We start from the raw sequence: 23,187 nt of genomic DNA, 5'->3' as shown, positions 1-23,187 counted from the left end.
CTTCAGAGGTCTTCCAGGTCGGCGACGACCCAGTCGGATATCGCCCGCCATTTCTGGACGGACTTCTGGTGGTACTCGTTCGCCTGGTACCTCTCCAGCGCGGCGAGGTCCGGCAGCACACCGAAGGCGGCGAAGTCGTAGGAGATGTCCCGGTCGACGGTGTTCCAGCCCACCCGCCAGTCGACGAGTTCGGGCACGTTGCTGCCGACCGCCCGGGCGAACTCCTCGGCCTCGACCACGGACGGGGCGGAGCGCTCGATGCCGTCCTTGAGCTTGAAAAGAACAATGTGCGTGATCACGATTGCCTTTCGTGCAGCATGTCGGCTGGTTTCTTCGGCGCATTCACGAGCATGCCGCTCTCGAAGGCGCCGTTCAACCAAACAATTTCGATGACCGGGCGGGAGGCCCAGGCTCTACCGCCCTGCCCCCAGCGGCCGTACGACGCACGTCGAATTGACGCGTCGCCATGCGCGGCCGAGGGAATTTCGCAAGGCTGTTCCGCTCGCCGGCACGTGTGTCCCGCCGGCGGGACGGGGAGGGGTCCGGACGCGGTAATGCGGATTCAGGAGGGCCGGTGGCCCAGGAGGGATGCCACCAGGCCGGTGTCGACGTTGCCGCCCGAGACCAGCACCCCGATGTCGCGGGCACGGCCCTCGGCGGCGAGGCGCAGGGCGCCCGCCACGGCGGTGGCGGCGGCGGGTTCGATGACCAGCCGGGCGTGGACGAGGACCAGGCGCAGCGCTTCGGCGATGGCGTCCTCGTCGATCGTGAAGACGCCGGCGACGGTGTCATGGGCCAGGTCGTAGGGGAGTTGGCCGATGCGGTCGGGGCGCAGGCCGTCGGCGATGGTGGGCCGGGCGTCGACGGTGACCGGCCCTCCGGCGCGCAGGGCCGCCGTCAGGGCGGGCACAGCGCTGGGCTCGGCGCCGTAGACATCGATGTCCTGGCCGGTGGTGGCCAGGCACGCGCCGGCCAGCGCGCTGCCGCCGCCCACCGGCACCACGACCGCGTCCAAGCGGCCGCCGGCCGCGTTCACCTGGTGCAGCAGGTCGGCGGTGGCGGTGCCCTGGCCGGTGACCACGTCCGGGTTCTGGTAGGGGTCGATCTCGTCGAGGCCGCGGGTCAGCTTGAGCTCCTCGACGACCGCGATCCGCTCGGCGAGAGTGGTGCCGGCCTGGAGCACCTGGGCGCCGATGTCCCTGATGCGCCGCACCTTGGTCGGGGCGGCGTCGACGGGCAGCACCAGTACGGCCTCGAGCCCGTACTGGGCGGCGGCCAGCGCGACGGCTATGGCGTGGTTGCCGGTGGACTGCGCGACCACGCCGAGGCTGCCGGACCCGGCCAGCCGCTCCACGGCGAGCAGCGCGCCGCGCATCTTGAAGGAGCCGCCGGTCTGGAGGTTCTCCGCTTTCAGCCACAGCCGGGCTCCGGCCACCCGGTCCAGTTCCTCGCTGCGTACGACGGGGGTCCGCGCCACCCGTTCGGCGATGCGGCGCCGGGCGTCGTCCACTCCGTCGTGGGTCAGCGGCGACGGCTGCTCGGCGAGGGCCACGGCCTGCGCACCGATCGACATGATGTGTCTCCGTTTCTTCGGCGATTTCGGGGTGCCTTCGCGGGACGGGCGCTGCGCAGGCGAGGAGCGGAGCGAGAGCTCTCGGTCGGTGTCCGGACACTCCGCGGCCGGCGCTCGTGCGCATGGGCCCGTGACGGAGAACGCGGGCGGGTCCTGGTTGCGGGACCCGCCCGCCCCGCGCGGTGGCGGGGCGGCGGCGGAGCGGGGCGTCCGGTGGACGTGTGCGCCGGGCTCGGCGCGAGGCGAAGCCCCGCACCCCACGCTAGCGAGCGCCGCTGGATTCCCGCTCGATGACGTCCAGCACCTGCGCACCGAGGTCGACGAGATACATGTGATCGCCGGGGAACTCCACATAGCCGAACTCGTCCGACGTGGTCGCGTCCCGCCACTGGCGGGCCTCTTCCGCGGTGACCAGCCCGTCGCTGTCGCCGCGCAGCGAGCAGATCGGCACCGACACCGGGACGTCCGTGCTCGGCACGTAGCTCTCGTGCATCTCGCAGTCGGCCTGCAGCACCGGGAGGATCAGCTCCCGCATCTCGGGGTGGTCCAGGGCCTCATGCCGGAACCCCGCGAACTCCTCGACCCGGGCGAGGAATTCCTCGTCGGGCAGTCCCGCCGCCCGCCGCTCGCGCTGGGTCCAGGGGCCCGGCGAGCCGCTGACGACCAGCCGCTCGACGTGCACGCCGCGCGCGGTGAGCAGGTGGACCAGCTCGTAGGCGAGGACCGCGCCCAGGCTGTGCCCGAACAGCACGGTCCGCGCCCCTTCGCCGAGGTCCGCGACGACGTCGTCGATCGAGCCCTTGGCGGCCTCGACGACGTTGCGGTACGGCTCCTCCAGGATCCGCCGCTCCTTGCCGGGCAGTTCGAGCGAGGTCACCCGCCAGCGGTCGCCGGCCAGTTCCCGCCACGGGTGGAAGAACGAGGGACCCGCTCCCGCGAACGGCACACACAGCAGCGTGGCCTGGTCCCCGTGTTTCGTGGACATGCCGGGCTCTGTCACCCCGACCAACCCCAATCATCCATGCGATGGTTCGTCGAACCGGTTGTGGGAGTTCGCCGTCCGCTCACGCGTACAGCTCCGTCAGCTTGCGGTTGATGACCGCCATGACCTCGGCGACCGCCGAGGGCATGTTCATCTCGTGGTGGGTGGCGCGCACGTCGTGCACCTCGATGGAGCCGAGGATGTAGGGCTTCCACAGGTGCGCGTAGGACTGCTCCTGGAGCGTGGCGCTGAAGAAGATGACGTCGCCGCGGTAGACCGGCGACTCGAAATCCATCATGCGGCTCGTGTTGTTGGCCAGGACCCTCGCCATGGCGTCCAGGAAGTCCTGCCGGTTGTCGGTGCCGATGTACTGGCCGAAGAACTCCTCGAGTTCGACCCGGTAGTCCGTCAGCGTCTTGCCGGCGTGGATCTCCGTGAAGCCGTGTCCGCCCGGCTGGGAGTCCAGGATGGCGGTGAAGGCGATCTCGTGGCCGCGCCGGTCGAGCGCCTCGGCGACGGCCTGCACGACGGTGCCGCCGTAGGACCAGCCGATCAGGTGGAAGGGGCCCTCCGGCTGGATCTTCAGCATCTCGGTGACGTAGTCCTCGACCATCTCCTCGACCGAGTCCGCCAGCTTGTCCACGCCGTCGGAGCCGCGGGCCTGCAGGGCATAGGCGGGATAGTCCTGGACGTACGCCGCGAAGCTGAAGTAGGTCCAGCCCAGGCCGCCTCCGCCGTGGAAGAACCACAGCGGCGGCTTGCCCGTGCCGGGGTCGGTGTTCAGCGGGAGCACGACCTCCAGGGAGTTGGAGGAGTCCGCGGGCGTGGCGACGAGCAGCAGCGCGGCCAGCTCACCCGCCGTGGGGAACTTGATGATCGTCCTGAGCGGCATCTCGATGCCGAACTCGTCGCGGATGCGGGCGCTGAGCCGGGTGGCGAGCAGCGAGTGACCGCCCAGTGCGAAGAAGTCGTCGTCGACGCCGACCCGCTCCAGGCCCAGCAGCTCGCTGAAGAAGGAACACACCTTCTCCTCATGGGCGTTGCGCGGCTCCTGGCTGACCTCGCTGTCCGCCTCCTCGGCCGGCAGGGCCGCGCGGTCCAGCTTCCCGTTGGGGGTCAGCGGGACCTCCGAGAGCGGGATCAGCGTGGCGGGCACCATGTAGTCGGGCAGGCGGCCGCGCAGGAACGCGGGCAGGTCGTCGACCAGTGCCTGGACACCGCCGTCGGTCTCGGCGACGGCGGGCTCGGGCATCACGTAGCCGACGATGCGCTTGTCGCCGTCCTGGTTCTCCCGCACCACGGCCGCCGCCTGCGCCACCTGGGGGTGTCCGGTCAGCGCGTGCTCGATCTCGCCGAGCTCGATGCGGTAGCCCCGGATCTTCACCTGGAAGTCGGTGCGCTCGATGTACTCCAGCTGGTCGTTGCGGTCCCAGCGCACCAGGTCGCCGGTGCGGTACATCCGCGCGCCGTCCGGTCCGAAGGGGCACGCGACGAACCGCTCCGCGGTCAGACCGGGCCTGCTCTGGTAACCGCGGGCCATGCCGGCGCCGGCGATGTACAGCTCACCCGGCACACCGCACGGGACGGGTCGCAGGCGGGCGTCGAGCACGTACACGTGGAAGTTGCCCATCGGCCTGCCGATCGGCGCCCCCTCCCCCACCTCGACGCGCGCCTCGGTGCACCAGGTCACCGTCTCGGTGGGGCCGTACATGTTGAACACCTCGGCGGCCTGCTGCGCCAGCGTCTCGGCCAGGCGCACCGGTACGGCCTCCGCGCCGATGATGATCCGCAGGTCCTTCGCCGCGTTCGGGTCGTGCATCAGGAGCATCTGCCAGAAGGCGGGCGTGGCCTGTACCGCGGTGACCTTGTGACGGCGTATCAGCTCCAGGACGGCCGCCGGGTCGGTGACGGTGTCCTTGTCCGCCACCACCATGGTGGCGCCGGAGATGAACGGCTGGTACAGCTCGGTGTTGGCCATGTCGAACGCCACGGTGGTGCTGAACAGCATCCGGTCGTCGGCCGTGAGCGGGAACCGGCGCTGGTTGGTGGCCAGGTAGTTCGCCACCGCGCCGCGCGGGATGGTGACGCCCTTCGGCCTGCCCGTCGACCCCGAGGTGTAGATGACGTACTGGGCGTTCTCGGGGCGGACCACGACCTCGGGAGCCGTTTCGGGAAGCGAGGACCAGTCCACGCCCGCCAGCGCCTCGGCGTCGAGCACCAGCAGCGGGTCGGCGTGCTCCAGGATGTAGTCGATGCGGGACCGCGGGTGGTCCGGATCGATCGGCACGTAGGCTCCGCCGGCCTTGAGCACGGCGAGCAGCGCCACCACCAGGTTCACGGTGCGGGGCAGGCGCACGGCGACGCGCGACTCCGCCCGCACCCCGTGGCCGGCCAGCCAGTGGGCCAGCTGGTTGGAGCGCGCTTCGAGCTGCTGGTAGGTGAGCGACTCCTCGGCGCCGATGATGGCGAGCGCCTCCGGGGTCTCCCGCACCTGTCGGCGCACCGACTCCACCAGCTCCAGGGTCGGCTCGGCGGTGTCGTTCATCTCCGTCAGGAGGTGGTGGCGCTCGGCCACGCCCAGCACGTCGACGTCCCCGACGCTCATGCCCGGATCGGCGACGAGCTGCTCCAGGACGCGCCCGAACCGGGCGCCGATCGCCTGGGCCGTCTCGCGGTCGAACACGTCGGTCGCGTACGACAGGTCGCCGCGCAGCACCCCCGCGTCGTCCGTGGCCAGGTTGAAGAAGAGGTCGACCTTGGAGATCGACGGGATGGTCTGCTCGACCTCCAGGGTGAGCCCGGCGAGTTCGAGTTCGGGCCGTGCGTAATTCTGCAGGCCGAGCATCACCTGGAACAGCGGCTGGTACGCGGCCGAGCGCTCCGGGTTGACCGCCTCGACCAGGGTGTCGAACGGCACGTCCTGGTTCTCGTAGGCGGCCAGCGACTTGTCGCGGACCTGGGCGAGCAGGTCGGTGAACGACGGGTCGCCGCTGAGGTCGGCGCGCAGCACCTGGGTGTTGACGAAGAATCCGACCAGATCGGCCAGGGCCTCGTCGGTGCGCCCGGCGATCGAGCTGCCGATCGTGATGTCGTCGCCGCCGCCGAGCTTGCGCAGCAGCACCGCGAGCGCGGCGTGCAGGACCATCGACAGGGTCGCGCCGCGCTCGTCGGACAGCTTCTGAAGCCCGGCGGAGACCTCCGGCTCGACCGTGAAGCCGACGGTGGCGCCGCGCCCGCTGGCCTGCACGGGCCGGGGGCGGTCCAGCGTCAGGTTCAACGGCTGCGGGACCCCGGCCAGTTCCTTGCGCCAGTAGGCGACCTGCTTCGCGGCGAGGCTGTCCGGGTCGGCGACGTCGCCGAGCAGCTCGCGCTGCCACATCGTGTAGTCCTTGTACTGGACCGGCAGCGGCTCCCAGCCGGGGGCGCGGCCGTCCAGGCGGGCGGTGTACGCCGCGGCCAGGTCCCGTACCAGGGGCGCGCCGGAGCTGCCGTCCGTGGCGATGTGGTGGATGACCAGGACCAGGACGTGCTCCTGCGGCGAGACGCGGAACAGGCGTACCTGGAGCGGGACTTCGGCCGTCAGGTCGAAGCGGTACACCATGGACTCGCCGACCAGGCGCGAGACGTCCTCGGGCGCCACCTCGACGACCGGCACCTGCGGCGCGGCCTCGGCCGTGGGCAGGATCCGCTGGAAGAGCTCACCGTCGTCGCTCGTGCCGTAGACGGTGCGCAGGATCTCGTGCCGGTCGACCACGTCACGGATCGCCGCGACCAGGGCGTCCTGGTCCAGGGAGCCGGTCAGCCGGAACGCGGCCGGCATGTTCCAGTTCTCCGACCCGCCCTCCATCTGGTGGAGGATCCACATGCGGCGTTGTGCGTATGACAGCGGAATCATTGCTTTTACTCCTCTACGAACATCTTGCGCAGGCCGGGGCGACGGGGGGCGGCCGATTCCTCCGACCATGAGGCGAGCGCGGCCACTGTCGGCAGGTCGAATATCTTGCGGATGGGGATCTCGATCCCCAGCACGGCACGGGCGCGGCCGATCAGGCGGGTGGCGAGCAGGGAGTGCCCGCCGAGCTCGAAGAAGCCGTCGTCGATGCCGACCCGGTCCACGCCGAGCACCTCGGCGAACAGGGCGGCCAGTGCCTCTTCGCGGGAGGTGCGCGGTGCCCGGTAGGGGGCTCCGGTGTACTCGGGCTCGGGCAGCGCGGCCCGGTCCAGCTTGCCGTTCGGGGCGAGCGGCAGTCGGTCGAGGACCACGAAGGCGGACGGCACCATGTAGTCCGGCAGCCGCTCGGCGACGAAGGCGTGCAGTTCCTTGGCGTCCGGGGCGCCGGTGCCCTCGTCGGTGTGGACGGGGGTGACGTAGGCGACCAGCCGCTGGCCGGTGGCGCCGCCGCGGCCCTCGCGGGCCATGACGGCGGCCTGCGCGACGGAGGGGTGCGCGGTGAGCGCGGCTTCGATCTCCGCGGGCTCGATCCTGAAGCCGCGCACCTTGACCTGAGCATCCCCGCGGGCCACGTACTCCAGTTGGCCGTCGCCGTTGAGACGGGCAAGGTCGCCGGTGCGGTACATGCGCGTACCGGCCGGGCCGAACGGGTCGGCGACGAAGCGCTCGGCGGTCAGTGCCGCGCGGCCGTGGTAGCCGCGCCCCACCGGGCCGCCGACGTACAGCTCACCGACCGCGCCCGGCGGCACCGGGGTCAGGCCGGGACCGAGAACGTAGGCGCGCATGTTGCCGAGCGGGGTGCCGACGGGCGCGCTGCCCGCCGACAGGGGTGCATCGCCCTCGACGGTGAAGGCGGTGGCGTAGAACGACTCGCTCTGCCCGTAGGCGTTGACGATCCGTACGCCCGGGAAGGCGGCGCGTGTCCTGTCGACGAGTGCGGCGGGCAGGGCCTCGCCGGCGAAGACGACCGTCTCCACGCTGGTGCGCTCGCGGATGTCGTCGACGAGTTCGGCGAAGGCGGACGGCACGGTGGAGATGACGCCGCCGCGCCAGCCCTTCGCGTCGCTCAGGGCCAGGACGTCCTGGACGATGTCGACGACGCCGCCGGTGACCAGGGTCGTGAAGATCTCGAACGCCGAGACGTCGAAGTTGACCGAGGTGCCCGCCAAGAGCCGCTTGCCGGGCTCGAGGCCCACCAGCGGGGCCAGCCGCAGCACGCCGTTGACCACGGTCTCGTGGGTGATGGCGACGCCCTTGGGCTTGCCGGTGGAGCCGGAGGTGTACATCACGTACGCCAACTGCTGTGTGTGGAGCGGCAGTTCGACGGGCTTGGCGTCGCCGGACAGGTCGAGCGTGTCGAGGAGGAGGGCCGGGGCGTCGTGCTGCGGAAGCGCCGCGGCCGTCCTGGAGTCGGTCAGGACCAGGCGCGGGCGCGCCTCGTCGAGGATGGCGGCCAGACGGTGGCTGGGGTACTTGGGGTCGACCGGAAGGTAGGCGCCGCCCGCCTTGAGGACCGCGAGCAGGGCGACCACCAGGTCCGCCGAGCGCGGCAGCGACACCGCGACCACCGACTCCGGGCCCACGCCCCGGTCGGCCAGCTCGCGCGCCAGGGTGTCGGCCCGGGCGTTCAGCTCGCGGTAGGTGAGCGACCGGGACCCGTCAACCACGGCGACCTCGTCCGGCCGCTGTGCCGCCCGCGCCTCGATGAGGCCGGTGACGGTGGTGTCCGGGGTCGGGGCGGCCGTGTCGTTGAACTCGACCAGCAGGCGGTCGCGTTCGGCCGGCTCCAGGACGTCGAGCCGCGCGATCCGCAGCTCGGGGTCGGCCGCCAGCTGCTCCAGGATGCGCACGAAGCGGGCCGCGTAGCCCGCCACCGCGTCCCGGTCGAAGGCGCTCGGCGTGAACTGGAGGAGGAATTGGAGGTTCTTCTCGACCGCCGCCATCAGGGCCAGCGGGTAGTGGGTGCCGTTGGAGGGGCGCAGGCCGGTGATGGCTATGCCTTCCGCGGCCTCCGTGGCGGCCCCGATGCCCTCCTCGTCGACCGGGTACGACTCGAAGACGACCAGCGAGTCGAAGAGGGTCTGCACCCCGACGGCCTGCTGGATCTCGGTGAGGCTGTAGTGGTGGTGCTCAAGCAGGGCGGCCTGGCGGCCCTGGAGCCGGGTGAGCAGCTCGGCGAGGGTGTCACCGGGGGCGTACTCGACGCGTACCGGCAGGGTGTTGATGAACATGCCGACCATCGACTCGACGCCGGTCACCGCGGCCGGACGCCCGGAGACGGTCGCGCCGAACACCAGGTCCTGGCGGCCGGTGAGCTGGCCGAGCAGCAGCGCCCAGGCGCCCTGGACCACGGTGTTGATGGTGACGCCGAGTTCGGAGGCGCGCCGGTTGAGTGCGGCGGACACGTCCTGCGCAAGAGCGATCTCGATCTGGTCGAGGCCGTCCTCGATGGTGGCTCCCGGCACGAGCAGGGTCGGCTCGTCGACCCCTTCCAGCTCGGCCGCCCAGGCCCGGGCCGCCTCGTCGCGGTCCTGCCGGGTGTACCAGGCGAGGAACTCGCCGTAGCTGCGCGTGGCGGGCAGTCCGCTCGCGTCGCCGTGGGAGCCGTAGAGCAGCAGCAGGTCCTGCAGGAGCAGCGGCGCGGACCAGCCGTCGGCCAGCGCGTGGTGGACGGTCATCACGAGCTCGGCGCGGCCGGGCTCCAGGGTGACCAGGGCGAGGCGGATGAGCGGCGGGGTGTCCACGTCGAAGTGGGCGTCGCGGTCCTCGGCGAGGAAACGCTCGAACGGCTCGGAGCGCTCCGCCTCGGTGTACCCGCTCAGGTCGAGGTACTGCCACGGCAGGGTCGCCCCCGCCGCCGGCACCACCTGGACGAGGTCGCCGTCGGCCTGGTTGACGAACGCGGCCCGGAGGCTGGCGTGGCGCTCGAGCAGCGCCTGTCCGGCCCGGCGCATGCGCTCGGGGTCGACGTCGCCGGAGAGGTGGAACACCAGCTGGACGTGGTAGGCGTCGAACGAGGATCCCGCGAGCATCGAGTGGAAGATGATCCCGGACTGCGCCGGGGTCACCGGCCACACCTCGGCGAGGTGGCCGAACCGGGCCTCCCAGGTGTCGATCTCCTGCTGACTCACGTCGACCAGCCGCGCGTCCGACGGGGTCAGTCCGCCGGCCTCGGGGGTCGCGGCGAACCGGGCGAGCGCGGTGAGCGCCCGGACCCACAGTCCGGCCAGTTCGTCGACCTCCGCGCGGGAGAGCAGACCGGTGGGGAAGCCGAAGTAGGCGGTCAGCTCCTCGCCGTCGGCGGTGCTGTTGGCGACCGCGTTGATTTCGAGGGCCGACATCACCGGCATGTCCGCGTCGGGCGCGGCGATCAGGTCCGGCAGGCTGCCGTCCGGCACCCAGCCCTGGCCCCGCGGGTCCTCGGGGGCGCCGCCGCCAGAGGTCCGGCCGAGGTAGTTGAACCCGATCTGCGGTTCCCGGGCGGTGCTCAGCGCGGCGGCGGTCTCGGGGTTGAGGTGGCGCAGCAGGCCGTAGCCGATGCCGTCGCCGGGGACCGCCCGCAGCTGTTCCTTGACCGCCTTGATCGCCCGGCCGGCGGCGGGGCCGCCCGCGAAGGCGTCCGCCAGGTCGAGGCCGGCCACGTCGAGGCGGACCGGGTACATCGCGGTGAACCAGCCGACCGTGCGGGACAGGTCCGCGCCGGGCACGGCCTCTTCCTCGCGGCCGTGGCCTTCCAGGCGGACCAGGGCCGAGGAGGCGGGCACGCCGCGCGTCTGGCGCCAGTGGGCCAGGGCCAGGGCGAGCGCGGCCAGCAGACCGTCGTCGACGCCGCCCCGGAAGACGGCGGGCACCCGGGTCAGGACGGCTTCGGTGACGTCCGCCGGCACCTGGACGCGCACGGTGTCCACAGTGGCGGTGACGTCGAGGGTCGGGTCCAGTTCCCGGGCACCGAGCGCCGGCTCGTCCTCGTGCAGGATGGCCTGCCACACGGGCAGCTCCGCCACCCGCTCGGGGCGGACCGCCTCGTCGGCCAGGGCGTGCGCCCACCGGCGCAATGAGGTGCCGGGCGCGGCGGGTTGTGCCGCGCTGCCGCCCTGGACCTGCTCCCAGGCCGAGGCGAACTCCGGGACGAGGAGCCGCCAGGACACCCCGTCGACGACCAGGTGGTGCAGCACGACCAGCAGGCGGTCCGCCTCGGTGTCGGAGGTGAACCACACGAACTGGGCCATGACGCCCGCGTCGGGGTCGAGGCGGTCGGCGGCCGCGTTCAGTTCGGCGTGCGCGTCGGCGTCGCCGTGGCGGACCTCTCGCAGCAGGGCCTCGGCGTTCACGCCGCCGACCGGTTCGATCTCCAGGCCCTGGCGCGTCCGGTCCAGCCGGGAGCGCAGCACGTCGTGGCGGTCGAGGACGGTCTGTACGGTGGCCACCAGGCCGGCGCGGTCGATGTCCTCGGGCAGCGTCAGCATCATGGACATGCAGAGTCGGCCGAGGCCGCCGCCGAGTCCGAGCACGTGCTGCGCCGTCGGCATCAGCGGGGCCCATCCGGTGCCGCCGCCCGGCAGTTCGGGCAGAACGAGGCGCTCGTCCTCGCGTCCCTCGACGAGCTCCGCGAGCCGGGCGACGGTGCGGAGTTCGAAGATCTCCCGCGTGCTGACCTCGATGCCGCGGGCTCGGGCCCGGGCGACGATCTGGATGGAGCGGATGCTGTCTCCGCCGCTGGCGAAGAAGTCGCTGTCGATGCCGACGCTGGTCACACCGAGCACTTCGGCGAAGAGTCCGCTGAGGATCTCCTCGACCTCGTTGCGCGGTGCCCGGCCGGTCGATGCCTGACCGTAGTCCGGGGCGGGCAGCGCACGCTGGTTCAGCTTCCCGTTCGGCGTCAGCGGCAGCTCCGAAAGCGGCACGAACGCCGGCGGGACCATGTAGTCGGGCAGCCGCTCGCGCAGGTAGTCGGGCAGCTCCAGCAGGAGGGGGCCGATCGAGCGGGCCAGGGCGGGGTCGTTCGCCAGGGCCCGGCCGGTCGCGGCGCCGGGCACGAACGCGCCCGAGACGTCGCGGTGCTCGGGCAGCAGCACTGCGTCGAAGCACCGCGTGTCCTCCCCGGACCAGGTGAGAACGGCGTCGCGGCCCGTCGAGCGGGCCCACTGGAGCAGTTCCTGGGGGTCAAGGGGCGCACCGGGCCGGGACACCAGGTGCAGCAGACCGGTCGCCGCGGTGAGAGCGGCCTCCTCGACCAGGCGCGCGTTGGGGATGCCGGTGATCCGCACCGGGCCGTCGGCGCGGTCGGCGAGGCGGCCGAGGTCGGCCAGGTCGTGGACGTGTCCGCCCCACGGCACCGACGGCACGTCGCTCACGTCGAGGACGTCGGCCGGTGCACTGTGCAGGATCACCTCGTAGCGGTGCCGGGTCAGCTCGTTGTGCGCGTGGCCGGGCTTGAGGCGGATGTCGACGGCGACGGGCTGGTCGGTCGCCCACTGGGTGAACCACTCGGGGGCGATGGTCAGTTCGCGCTCGGCGAGCAGCTCGCGCTGCACCAGGGTCCGCAGCTCCTCGTAGGAGGCGTGCGGGTGGGCGGCGCGCTGCATGGCGGTCTGCATGAAGCTGCGGGTGGCGGCGCTGCGGACGTCGCCGACGATGATGCGGCCGCCGGGGGCGAGGAGTTCCAGCGCCTGGCGCAGCACCTGGTCGAGGTAGTCGACGTTCGGGAAGTACTGCACCACGGAGTTGAGGACGATGGTGTCGAACCGGCCGCGGGGCAGTCCGGTGGTGTCGTCGGCGGACTGGGCGCTCACTCGCACGCGGTCGCCGTAGCCGGCCTGTTCGGCCTGCACGCGGACCCGCTCCACGACGGTGCCGGAGATGTCGGTGCCCCAGTACTCCTCCACCTCGTCGACGATCTTGGCGAGGAGCAGGCCGGAGCCCACGCCGAGCTCCAGCAGGCGCTTCGGCGCGAACCGCAGCACCTGGGCCACCGCCCCGTCCTGCCACTCCCGCATCTGCTCGAGGGGGAGCGGTTCGCCGGTGTAGCTGGAGTTCCAGCCCTGGAAGTCGTCGCCGAGCTGTCCGTCGCTGGACTCGGTGTAGCTGTCGTCGTAGAGGTCGCGCCACTCGTCGACCTGTGCGTCCGCGACGGCGGGCGCTGCGTACGGCCGTGGGACGAGGTAGCCGACGAGCTGCTTGTCGCCCTGCGGCGTCTCGCGCACGACGGCCGCCGCCTGCGCGACACCGGGGTGCGTCGTCAGGGCGTGCTCGATCTCGCCGAGTTCGATCCGGAAGCCGCGGATCTTGACCTGGAAGTCGGTGCGGCCGAGGTATTCGAGTTCGCCGTCCTTGTTCCAGCGCACGAGGTCGCCGGAGCGGTACATCCGGGTGCCCGGCGCGCCGAAGGGGTTGGCGACGAACCGGCTCGCGGTCAGTGCGCTCTGGCCGAGGTAGCCGCGGGCGAGGCCGGGGCCGGCGATGTACAGCTCTCCGGCGACGCCGGGGGCGACCGGACGCAGCGCCGTGTCCAGGACGTAGACCTGGGTATTGGCGATGGGGCGGCCGATCGGCGGGGTGCGGCCGTCACCGGCCATCGGCGCACTCATGGCGGCACAGACGGTGATCTCCGTCGGGCCGTAGCCGTTGATCATGCGTCGTCCGTCGGACCACTGCGCCACCAGCTCCGGCGAGGAGGCCGAGCCGCCGACCACGAGGGTGCGCACGCTCGGCAGCGAGCCGGTGGGCAGCGCCGCCAGCACGGCCGGCGGCAGCGTCGCGTGGGTGATGCCGTGGGCGGCGATCGTCGCGATCAGGGGTTCGCCCGCGGCCAGTTCGTCCTGGCTCGCCAGCACGAGCCTGGCGCCGGAGAGCAGCGACATGCCCCACTCCCACAGCGAGGCGTCGAAGCTCGGCGAGGCGAACTGCAGCACCCGGCTGTCGGGGGTCACGGCGAGCCGCTCGGCTTCGGTGGCGGCGAGGCTGGCCATGCCCGCGTGGCTGACGGCGACACCCTTGGGCGTGCCGGTCGAGCCGGAGGTGTAGATGACGTACGCCGTGTTGGCCACCCGCACCGGGCCGTGCCGGTCGGCGTCGGTCAGGGGCCCGGGGTCGGCGGCGGCCAGCGCGGCGGCCACGTCGGCGTCGTCCAGGCGGAGCACGGGCGCGGCCAGCTGCGGCAGTTGCTCCGCCGAGGCCGCGTCCCCGAGCACCAGGAGCGCCCCGGAGTCGGCGACCATGAACGCCACGCGCTCCGCCGGGTAGGCGGGGTCCACCGGCAGATAGGCTCCGCCCGCCTTCAGGACGGCGAGGATCGCGATGACCCACTCCGGCGTACGGGACAGGGCGACGGCCACCACCGACTCGGGCGTGACGCCCCGGGCGGTCAGCACCCGGGCCAGCCGGTTGGCCCGCTCGTCGACCTCGCGGTAGGTCAGTGCCACCTCGCCGCGCACCACGGCCACGGCGTCGGGGGTCGCGGCGGCCCGCTCGGTGAAGAGCGCGTCGATGGTCCGCTCGGGCACCTGCGCGGCGGTGTCGTTGGCGCCGCGCAGCAGCCAGTCCCGCTCGTCCGCGGAGAGCACGTCGATGGCGCCGACCGCCACGGTCGGGTCCTCCAGGACCTGCTCCAGGATGCGTACGAAGCGGTCGATGATGCGCTCGGCGGTGGAGTGGTCGAACAGGTCCGTGGCGTACTCGAGGAGGCCGTGCGTGCCGCCGGTCGCGTTGGGGACGACATTGATGAGCAGGTCGAACTTGGCGGTGCCGGTGGCGACCGGGATGGGAGTGACCCGCAGGCCCGGCATCTCGATCTCGCCCCATACGAACTGCCAGCCCAGCGCGGTCTGGAACAGCGGCATGTACGCGGTGGTGCGGTCCGGGTTGAGGAGCTCCACGAGCCGCTCGAAGGGCACGTCCTGGTTGTCGTACGCAGTGAGGGCCTTGTCCCGGACCTGGTCCAGGAGGTCGCCGAAGGACGGGTTCCCGGACAGGTCGGCGCGCAGCACCCAGGTGTTGACGAAGAAGCCGATGAGGTCGTCGAGCTGCTCGTCGCCGCGGCCCTCGATGGGGCTGCCGATCGGCACGTCCTCGCCGGCGCCCAGCTTGTTCAGGAGGACCGCGAGTGCGGCCTGGGCGACCATGGGCGCGGTGGCGCCGCGCTCGGTGGCCAGCTTGTTCAGGCGGGCCATCAGCTCGGGCGACAGCTGGAAGGGGACCTCGCCGCCGCGGTGGCTGGCCGAGGCCGGGCGCGGCCGGTCGAGCGGCAGCTGGAGCGGCTGCGGTATCTCGGCCAACTCCTTCTTCCAGTACGCCAGTTGTTCGGCGGCGGTGCTCTCCGGGTCGTCCTCGTCGCCCAGCACCTGGCGCTGCCACAGCGTGTAGTCCTTGTACTGGACGGGCAGTGGCTGCCAGTCGGGCGCGCTGCCGCCGAGGCGTGCGGTGTAGGCCGACACCAGGTCCCTGACGAACGGCGCCACCGAGGAGCCGTCCGCGGCGATGTGATGGAAGACGAACACCAGGACGTGCTCCTGCGGGGTGATGCGCAGAACCGTCGTCCGCAGGGGAAGCTCGCTGTCCAGGTCGAACGGCTCGCAGGCGGCCTCGTGCTGGGCCGCCGCCACCTCGTCCGCGGCGACGTCGAGGACGCGGAAGGCGAAGTGCGCCTCGCTCGGGGGCAGGACCTGCTGCTCGGCCGTGCCGTCCGCGTTCTCGACGACGAGGGTGCGCAGGCTCTCGTGCCGGTCGGTCACGTCCGTCACGGCCGCGGCCAGGGCCGCGGTGTCCAGGGCGCCTTCCAGGCGCAGCACGAACGGGACGTTGTAGGTCGCTGACGGGCCTTCGAGCTTGTGAAGGATCCACATCCGGCTCTGGGCGAAGGACAACGGGATCATCGACGGTTCTCCTGTACGTTCATCGGGCGGAGCCGGGGACGTTTCGATGTGGCGGCCAGCTTCTCGATCTGCTCTGCCAGTTGGGCGACGGTCGGGTTGCGGAACACCGCCGTGACCTTCACATCGGCGTTGAGTTCGCTGCGGATGCGGCCGATCAGCCGGGTGGCGAGCAGCGAGTGCCCACCGTGGTCGAAGAAGTCGACGTCGATGCCGACCTCGTCCACGCCGAGCAGTTCGGCGAACAGGCGGCAGAGGACTTCCTCGTTGGGGTTGCGCGGCCCTCGACCGGCCGCGACTTCGGTGTGCTCGGGTGCGGGGAGGGCGTTGCGGTCGAGCTTCCCGCTGGGGGTGGTGGGGAACGCCTGGAGCGGCACGATCGCCGAGGGGACCATGTACTCCGGCAGCCGCTCCCGGACCAGGTCGGTCAGGGCCGCGACGTCGAGGCCCGTGGGGTCCGCCAGCACGTAGGCGACCAGGCGCTGGTCGCCGGGGCGGTCCTCGCGCACCACGGCCACCGCGGTGTCGACGTCGGGGTGGGCGGTCAGCGCCGCCTCCACCTCGCCGAGTTCGATCCGGAAGCCGCGGACCTTGACCTGGAAGTCGGTGCGGCCGATGTACTCGACCTGGCCGTCCTGGTTCCAGCGCACCAGGTCTCCGGTGCGGTACATCCGCGCGCCGTCCGGACCGAAGGGGCACGCGACGAAGCGGCTCGCGGTCAGCGCGCCCTGCCCGAGGTAGCCCCGGGCGAGGCCGGCGCCGGCCAGGTACAGCTCGCCCGCCACTCCCGGCGCGACCGGACGCAGCGTCGCGTCCAGCACGTACACCTGGGTGTTCCAGACCGGCGCGCCGATCGGCACCCGGTCCGCCCCCGGCACATGCTGCCAGGCCGTGACCTCGACGGCCGCCTCGGTGGGGCCGTACAGGTTGTGCACCCCGCAGTGCGGCAGCAGGTCGACGACCTTGTTCGCAAGCGCCGCGGGGAACGCCTCACCGGCGACCTCGATCCAGCGCAGGCTGTGGCATTCCTTCGCGGCGGGCTCGGTGACGAACGCCTCCAGGAGGGAGGGCACGAAGTCCGCGCCGGTGACCCGTTCGCGCTGGATCAGCTCGGCCAGGTAGGCCGGGTCGCGCCGCCCGTCCGGACGGGCGATCACCACGGCGGCGCCGACCTGGAGCGGTGCGAACAGCTCGGGGACCGACACGTCGAAGCTCGCCGAGGTGCTCAGCAGGACCCGGTCCTCGGGGGTGACATCGAAGTGCGCCAGGCCCCACTTCAGCCGGTTCATGATCGAGCGGTGGGACACCTGCACGCCCTTGGGGCCGCCGGTGGAGCCGGAGGTGAAGATGACGTACGCGGCGTTGTCCGGCGACAGCTCCCGCCGCGGGTTCTCGGTGGGGTACGCGGACACGTCCGGCAGGGTCCCGTCGAGCACCAGCAGGGGCCCGGCGGTGTCCAGCACGTGCCGTACCCGGTCCTCGGGCAGTTCGGTGTCCACCGGCACATAGGCCGCGCCGGCCTTGACGACCGCGTAGATCGCCACCATCAGGTCGACGGAGCGCGGGATGCGCACGGCGACCAACTGCTCGGGGCCCGCGCCCTGTTCGACGAGCCAGTGCGCCAGCTGGTTGGCGCGCCGGTTGAACTCGCCGTAGGTGAGCGTCTCGTGCTCGCCGATCAGTGCCACAAGTCCGGGGTCACGCTCCACCTGAGCCTCGAACGAACCCGGCAGAGTGTCCGCCGCCACGGGATGCGCCGTGTCATTGATCCCCCTCACCAACCAGTCCCGCTCCTCCTGCGACAGCACCTCGACGGCGCCGACCGGCACGGTCGGGTCCTCCAGTACCTGATCGAGGACCCGGACCAGCCGGGCGGCGATCAGCTCGGCCTCCTCACGGCCGTAAAGGTTGTTCTGGTAGTCGAGGGAGGTCCGCAGATAGGGGTCGGACGCGTTGAGGGTGAACGGGTAGTGCGAGCCCGCGAACGGCCGGATGGCGTCGATGCTGAAACCGGCCGCGGTGTTCGCGTCGAAGATGCCCGCCCGGTCGATCGGGTAGTTCTCGAAGACCACGATGGTGTCGAACAGGGCGGGCAGGCCGACGTCGCGCTGGATGTCGGCGAGCCCGTAGTAGTGGTGGTCGAGCAGGGAGGTCTGCCGGTTCTGCAGGTCGGTGATGACCTGCGCGACGCTCTGGTCGAAGGAGCAGAACGCCCTGGTGGGCAGGGTGTTGATGAAGAGGCCGACCATCTCCTCCGCGCCGGGCAGTTCGGCGGGCCGGCCGTTGACGGCGGCGCCGAACACCACGTCGCTCTGCCCGGTCAGCTTCGAGAGCAGGATCGCCCACGCGCCCTGGAGGAGCGTGTTGAGCGTGACGCCGAGTTCCGCGGCGCGCTTGGCGAGTTCGCGTCCCTTGTCGATGGACAGCGGCACCTCGACCCGCCCGAGGGCGGACGCCGCCTCCTGGACGGCGGGGGCGTTGGGCGCCACCAGGGTGGGCTGGTCGAACCCGTCCAGCTCGGCGGCCCAGCGGGCGGCCGAGGCCTTGCGGTCACGGGTGGACAGCCAGGACAGGTAGTCGCCGTAGCTGCGGACCGGGCCGAGGTCCTCGGTCGCGGCGTACAGCCGGATCAGGTCCCGGATCACCAGTGGCGACGACCAGCCGTCGAACAGCGTGTGGTGGGCGGTGATGACGAGCTTGGCCTGCTGCGGCCCGCAGGTGAGCAGAGCCAGGCGCAGCAGCGGCGGCCGCAGCGGGTCGAGCCGGTCGGCGCGGTCGTCCGCGAGGGCCTGGTCGAGCTCCGCGTCCTGGTCGGCCGGGGTGCGGCCGCTCAGGTCGAGGTGGCGCCAGGGCAGGGTGACGTGCTCGGCCAGGATCTGCACCGGGTCGCCGTCGGCGCCGGTGAGGAACGCGGAGCGCAGGTTCGGGTACCGGTCGAGCAGCGCCTGCCCGGCGGAGCGCATGCGCACCGGGTCCACGTGTCCGGTCAGGTGCAGGACGAACTGCATGTGGTAGACGTCGAAGGAGCCGTCGGCGAGCGCGGCCTCGAACTGGATCCCGGACTGGCCCGGGGCCTGCGGCCACACCTCGGTGAGCCTGCCGTAGCGCTGCTCCCAGGCTTCGATCTCGTCGAGGCGCACCGAGACCAGCGGGGCGTCGGAGGGTGTGAGGCCGCCGATGTGCGGCTCGGCGGCGTACGCGGCCAGGCCGTGCAGCACCTCCACCCACAGCTCGGCGAGTTCGGCGGTCCGCTCCCGGGACAGCACCCCGGAGGCGAACATGAAGGCCGTCTGCAGACGGGGGCCCTCGGGGGTGTCGGTGGCGAAGGAGTTGACTTCGAGGGCGGACAGGGCGGGCAGATCCGGGTCGGGCAGCGCGATCAGTTCGGCGGACCAGGACGCCGGTCCCCACCCGTTCGCGCGCAGGTGCTCGGGCACGTCGGCGTCGGAGATCCGGCCGAGGTAGTTGAAGCCGATCTGTGGCGGAGCGTACTCGGCGAGCTGTTCGGCGGTCTCCGGGTTCAGGTGGCGCAGCAGGCCGTATCCCATGCCCTTGTCCGGGATGCCGCGCAGCTGCTCCTTGACCAGCTTGACGGCCTTTCCGGCGGCGGCGCCTCCCGCCAGCACGTCGGCGAGGTCCACACCTGCGACGTCGACCCGGGCCGGGTACATGCTGGTGAACCAGCCGACGGTACGGGAGAGGTCGGCGCCGGGGACGAGGTCCTCCTCGCGGCCGTGGCCCTCCAGGCGGACCAGGGTGGGGCCGTCCGCGCCGCGCCACCGGTTCACGGCGAGGCCGAGCGCGGCGAGCAGCACGTCGTTGGCGGTGCCCCGGAAGGCGGCGGGCAGCTTGGTCAGGACCGCTTCGGTGACCTCGGCGGGCAGTTCCACCCGTACGGTCTCGACGGTGGACCACAGGTCGATCGCCGGGTCGAAGGCCCGCGTGCCCAGCGGGGGGTTGGGTGCTTCGAGCAGGTCCCGCCAGTACGCCAGTTCCGCTTCGCGTTCGGGTGTGAAGGCCTCGTCCTCCAGCGCGGCGGCCCAGCGGCGGGCCGAGGTGCCGACCGCGGGCAGTTCGGGCGCCTTGCCCGCGCTGATCTGCTGCCAGGCCTCGGCGAGGTCCGACATGAGGATGCGCCAGGACACGCCGTCCACCGCGAGGTGGTGGATCACGACGAGCAGGCGGCCCTCGCCCGAGGGAGCGGCGAACCAGACGAAGTCCGCCAGGGTCCCGGCCTGCGGGTCGAGGCGGTTCACCGCTTGGTCGAGCTCCGCCCGGGCGGTCCGCAGCGTGGACGGCTCGTCCCACCGGCCGTCGCAGTCGACCCGGTGGATGAGGTCGGCTGCCCGTACGGCACCCTGCGGGCGGACGTCGAGGGAGGGTTCGCCGCCGCGCACCAGTCGGGCGCGCAGCAGGTCGTGCCGGTCGAGCACGGCGTCCAGCGTGGCGGCCAGGCCGTCCGCGTCGATGCCCCGGGGCAGTTCGAGGACCATCGACATGGCGAACCGGTCCGTTCCGCCGCCGTGTTCGAAGACGTGCCGCGCGACCGGTTGGAGTGGCATCGGGCCGACGCCGCCGCCCGCGTCCTCGGCGAGCACGGGCGTGCGGTCCTGGCGGGCGGAGGCCACCTCGGCGAGGCGGGCCGCCGTGCGGCACTCGAAGATCTCGCGGGTGGTGAGTTCCAGGCCCCGGGCGCGGGTCCGCGCGACGACCTGGATGGAGCGCAGGCTGTCCCCGCCCACCGCGAAGAAGTCGTCGTCGATGCCGACGCGCTCGACACCGAGGACGTCCGCGTAGGCCGCGGTGATGATCGTCTCGGTCTCGTTGCGGGGCTCGCGGTAGGTCTCCCCGGTGAACTCCGGCTCGGGCAGGGCCTTACGGTCCAGCTTGCCGGTCGGCCCCAGCGGGAGTCGGCCGAGGGCCACAAAGGCGGCGGGCACCATGTAGTCGGGCAGCCGGGCCGCGATGAGCTTGCGCAGATCGGCGGCCGAGGCACCGGCCATCACGTCCACGTCGCCGATGCCGCCGGCGCCGTCGTCGCCGACGGCTCCTTCGCCGGTGTGCACCACGTACGCGACGAGCCGCCGTCCGCCCGAGGGCACCTCGCGGCTGATCACCACGGCCTCGCTGATGCCGGGCAGGGCGGTGAGCGCGGCTTCGACCTCGGCGGTCTCGATGCGGAAGCCCCGCACCTTGACCTGGCCGTCGCCGCGGCCGACGCACTCCAGCTGACCGTCCGCGTTCCAGCGGGCCAGGTCGCCGGTGCGGTACATCCGCTCGCCGGCCGGGCCGAAGGGGTTGGCCACGTAGCGCTCGGCGGTCAGGGCCGGGCGTCCGTGGTAGCCACGGCCGAGGCAGGCGCCGACCACGTAGAGCTCGCCGATCACGCCCTGGGGCACGGGGGCGAGGCCGGGGCCGAGCACGTAGGCGCGCATGTTGCCCAGCGGGGTGCCGATGGGGGCGACGTCGCCGTCCGCCCACTCCTGGGAGCCGGCGAGGGAGAACGTGGTGGCGTAGAAACTCTCGCTCTGGCCATAGGAGTTGACGATGCGTACGCCGGGGATGGCCTCGCGCACCTGGCGCACCAGCCGGGCCGGGAGCACGTCGCCCGCGAACACGACCGTGTGGACGTTGGGTGCCTTCGCCAGGTGGCCCACCAGTTCGCCGAGCACCGAGGGGACCCCGCTGATGACGTGGCCGTCCCAGCTGTCGCGCTCGCCGAGTGCCAGCGCGTTGGGGACCAGTTCCGCGGTGCCGCCGGTAGACAGGGCGGTGAGCAGCTCGAAGACGGAGACGTCGAAGTTGACCGAGGTCCCGGCCAGCATCTTCCAGCCGGGCTGCGGGTCGAGGACACGGGCCAGTTCCCGCACCCCGTTGACGAGGTTGCGGTGAGTGATGGAGGCGCCCTTGGGCCGGCCGGTGGAGCCGGAGGTGTACATCACGTACGCGAGGTTGTCCGGGTGCGGCGGCGCGCTGTGGTCTACGTCGCCCAGGGCCCCCGCGGGGGTGTCGTCCCGCGTGAGGTCGTCGAGGTGGATGCTCACCATGTCGTGCGGCGGCAGCTGTTGCGCCGTCGTGGCGTCGGTGACCACGAAGCACGGGCGTGCCTCGGACAGCACGTTCTCGGCACGGCCGGCGAGGTACTGCGGGTCCATCGGCAGGTATCCGGCACCGGACTTGAGGATGCCGAGCAGCGCGGCCACCAGGTTCTCCGTGCGCGGCAGCGCGAGGGCGACCAGGTCCTCGGGTCCGGCGCCGCGGCGCACGAGCTCGCGGGCGATGCCGCTCGCGCGCTCGTCCAGCTCGCGGTAGGTCAGCGTCCGCCCGTCGCACACGAGGGCCGGGGCGTCGGGCGTGCGGGCGACCTGGTGCGCGAAGAGCTGCGGGACCGTGAGGTCGGGGAGCTCGACGGCGGTGTCGTTGAAGTCGGTGAGCAGGTGGTCCCGCTCGGCCCTCTCCAGGGTGTCGATGCCGCCGATGGCGCGCTCGGAGTCGGCCACGAGCCGGCTCAGCACGCGGACGAAGCGGTGGGCGATGGCCTCGACGGTCTCCCGGTCGAACAGGTCGGTGCGGTACTCCAGGCGGCACTGCGCCGAGCCCGAACCGTTCGGGATCAGATCGAAGAACAGGTCGAACTTGGCCGTCTCGGTCTCCAGCCGCTCGGACCGGGAGGTGAGTCCGGGGATGTCCAGCTCGGGTATGGACGGCTGCCAGGCGAGCATCACCTGGAAGAGGGGGTTGTAGGCGGTGGAGCGGTCCGGGTTGAGGAGTTCCACCAGCCGCTCGAAGGGCAGGTCCTGGTTGTCGTACGCGGCAAGGGCCCGCTCCCGCACCCGCTGAAGCAGTTCGCGGAAGGTCGGGTTGCCGGAGAGGTCGACGCGCAGCACCCAGGTGTTGACGAAGAACCCGACGAGTTCGCGCAGTTCCTCGTCGGTGCGGCCCGCTATGGGGGCGCCGATGGGGACGTCGTCGCCGCAGCCGAGGTGGTGCAGGAGGACCGCGAGGGCGGAGTGCATGACCATCGAGACGGTGGTGTCCGCCTGCGCGGCGAGCCTCTCCACGGACCGCAGCAGGTCGGCGTCGATGGTGAAGGGCACCATGTCGCCGCGCTGGCTCATCGACTTCGGGCGGGGGCGGTCGGTGGGCAGTGCGAGCGGCTGCGCCAGGTCGGCCAGGGTCCTTCGCCAGTAAGCCAGTTGGGTGGCCGACACGCTGGTGGGGTCGGACTCGTCGCCGAGCATGTCCCGCTGCCACAGCGAGTAGTCCGCGTACTGCACCGGCAGCGGCTCCCAGGCGGGGGCTCTGCCCTCCTGGCGGGCCGCGTAGGCGGTGATGAGGTCGCGGCAGAGCGGCCTGAACGACTCGCCGTCCACCGCGATGTGGTGCATGACGAGGACGAGGGTGTGCTCGCTCGGTCCGCTGCGCACCAGCGTGGCGCGGATCGGGACGTCGGCGGCCAGGTCGAAGGTGGCGGTGGCCGCCTCGTCGACGGCGGCTACCCGCTCGGTCTCCGTCGCGGCCTCGACGACCCGCAGGGCGAACGGCGCCTGTGCCATGGGCAGCACCCGCTGGTGCGGGACGCCGTCGTCGTCCTCGGCGATGACCGTGCGCAGGGCCTCGTGCCGGTCGATGACGTCGCGGAGCGCCGCCTCCAGGGCGTCGACCGTCAACTCGCCGGTCAGCCGTAGGCCGAGGGCGCCGTTGTAGGTCGGCGAGGGGCCTTCGAACCGGTCCACGAACCACAGTCGACGCTGCGCGAACGACAACGGGATCATTGTGTCTCCAAAATCGGCAGAACCACCAGGTGGGCGAG

6 protein-coding genes are annotated in these 23,187 nt (G+C 72.1%); all 6 read right to left on the bottom strand.

The window, feature by feature from the left end; genetic code table 11:
- Positions 1 to 2 precede the first annotated feature (2 nt).
- The 6 genes from DT019_RS27730 to DT019_RS27695 all read right to left on the bottom strand — a co-directional run bounded on the left by DT019_RS27730 (position 3) and on the right by DT019_RS27695 (position 23,149).
- Positions 3 to 299 carry a Dabb family protein gene (locus DT019_RS27730; RefSeq protein WP_114039655.1) on the bottom strand — a complete coding sequence of 99 codons (297 nt, stop codon included), beginning with the start codon at positions 297 to 299 and terminating at the stop codon, positions 3 to 5.
- Positions 300 to 562: 263 nt separating this feature from the next.
- Complete coding sequence (locus DT019_RS27725) at positions 563 to 1,573, bottom strand: threonine/serine dehydratase (protein ID WP_189389986.1); 1,011 nt, start codon at positions 1,571 to 1,573, stop codon at positions 563 to 565.
- Between the two features lie 262 nt (positions 1,574 to 1,835).
- Complete coding sequence (locus DT019_RS27720) at positions 1,836 to 2,558, bottom strand: thioesterase II family protein (RefSeq protein WP_114039653.1); 723 nt, start codon at positions 2,556 to 2,558, stop codon at positions 1,836 to 1,838.
- Positions 2,559 to 2,637: 79 nt separating this feature from the next.
- The gene (locus DT019_RS27715) at positions 2,638 to 6,450 is read right to left on the bottom strand and encodes a non-ribosomal peptide synthetase (RefSeq protein WP_114039652.1); all 3,813 of its coding nucleotides are present in this window, start codon (positions 6,448 to 6,450) and stop codon (positions 2,638 to 2,640) included.
- Positions 6,451 to 6,455: 5 nt separating this feature from the next.
- Entirely contained in the window at positions 6,456 to 15,377 is an 8,922-nt protein-coding gene (locus DT019_RS39805) for a non-ribosomal peptide synthetase (RefSeq protein ID WP_189389985.1), read from the bottom strand.
- Positions 15,374 to 23,149 carry a non-ribosomal peptide synthetase gene (locus tag DT019_RS27695; RefSeq protein ID WP_114039651.1) on the bottom strand — a complete coding sequence of 2,592 codons (7,776 nt, stop codon included), beginning with the start codon at positions 23,147 to 23,149 and terminating at the stop codon, positions 15,374 to 15,376. Before DT019_RS27695 ends, DT019_RS39805 begins: the two co-directional genes overlap by 4 nt.
- Positions 23,150 to 23,187 lie beyond the last annotated feature (38 nt).

The organism is Streptomyces sp. SDr-06 (genome assembly GCF_003324565.1).
GTDB lineage: Bacteria > Actinomycetota > Actinomycetes > Streptomycetales > Streptomycetaceae > Streptomyces.
This window is presented reverse-complemented; position numbering and strand designations above follow the sequence as displayed.

What these genes read in the sequence shown, in the direction of transcription:
- DT019_RS27725 (WP_189389986.1), bottom strand. Translation starts at nt 1,573, where the DNA reads ATGTCGATCGGTGCGCAGGCCGTGGCCCTCGCCGAGCAGCCGTCGCCG.
- DT019_RS27720 (WP_114039653.1), bottom strand. Translation starts at nt 2,558, where the DNA reads ATGTCCACGAAACACGGGGACCAGGCCACGCTGCTGTGTGTGCCGTTC.
- DT019_RS27715 (WP_114039652.1), bottom strand. Translation starts at nt 6,450, where the DNA reads ATGATTCCGCTGTCATACGCACAACGCCGCATGTGGATCCTCCACCAG.
- DT019_RS39805 (WP_189389985.1), bottom strand. Translation starts at nt 15,377, where the DNA reads ATGATCCCGTTGTCCTTCGCCCAGAGCCGGATGTGGATCCTTCACAAG.
- DT019_RS27695 (WP_114039651.1), bottom strand. Translation starts at nt 23,149, where the DNA reads ATGATCCCGTTGTCGTTCGCGCAGCGTCGACTGTGGTTCGTGGACCGG.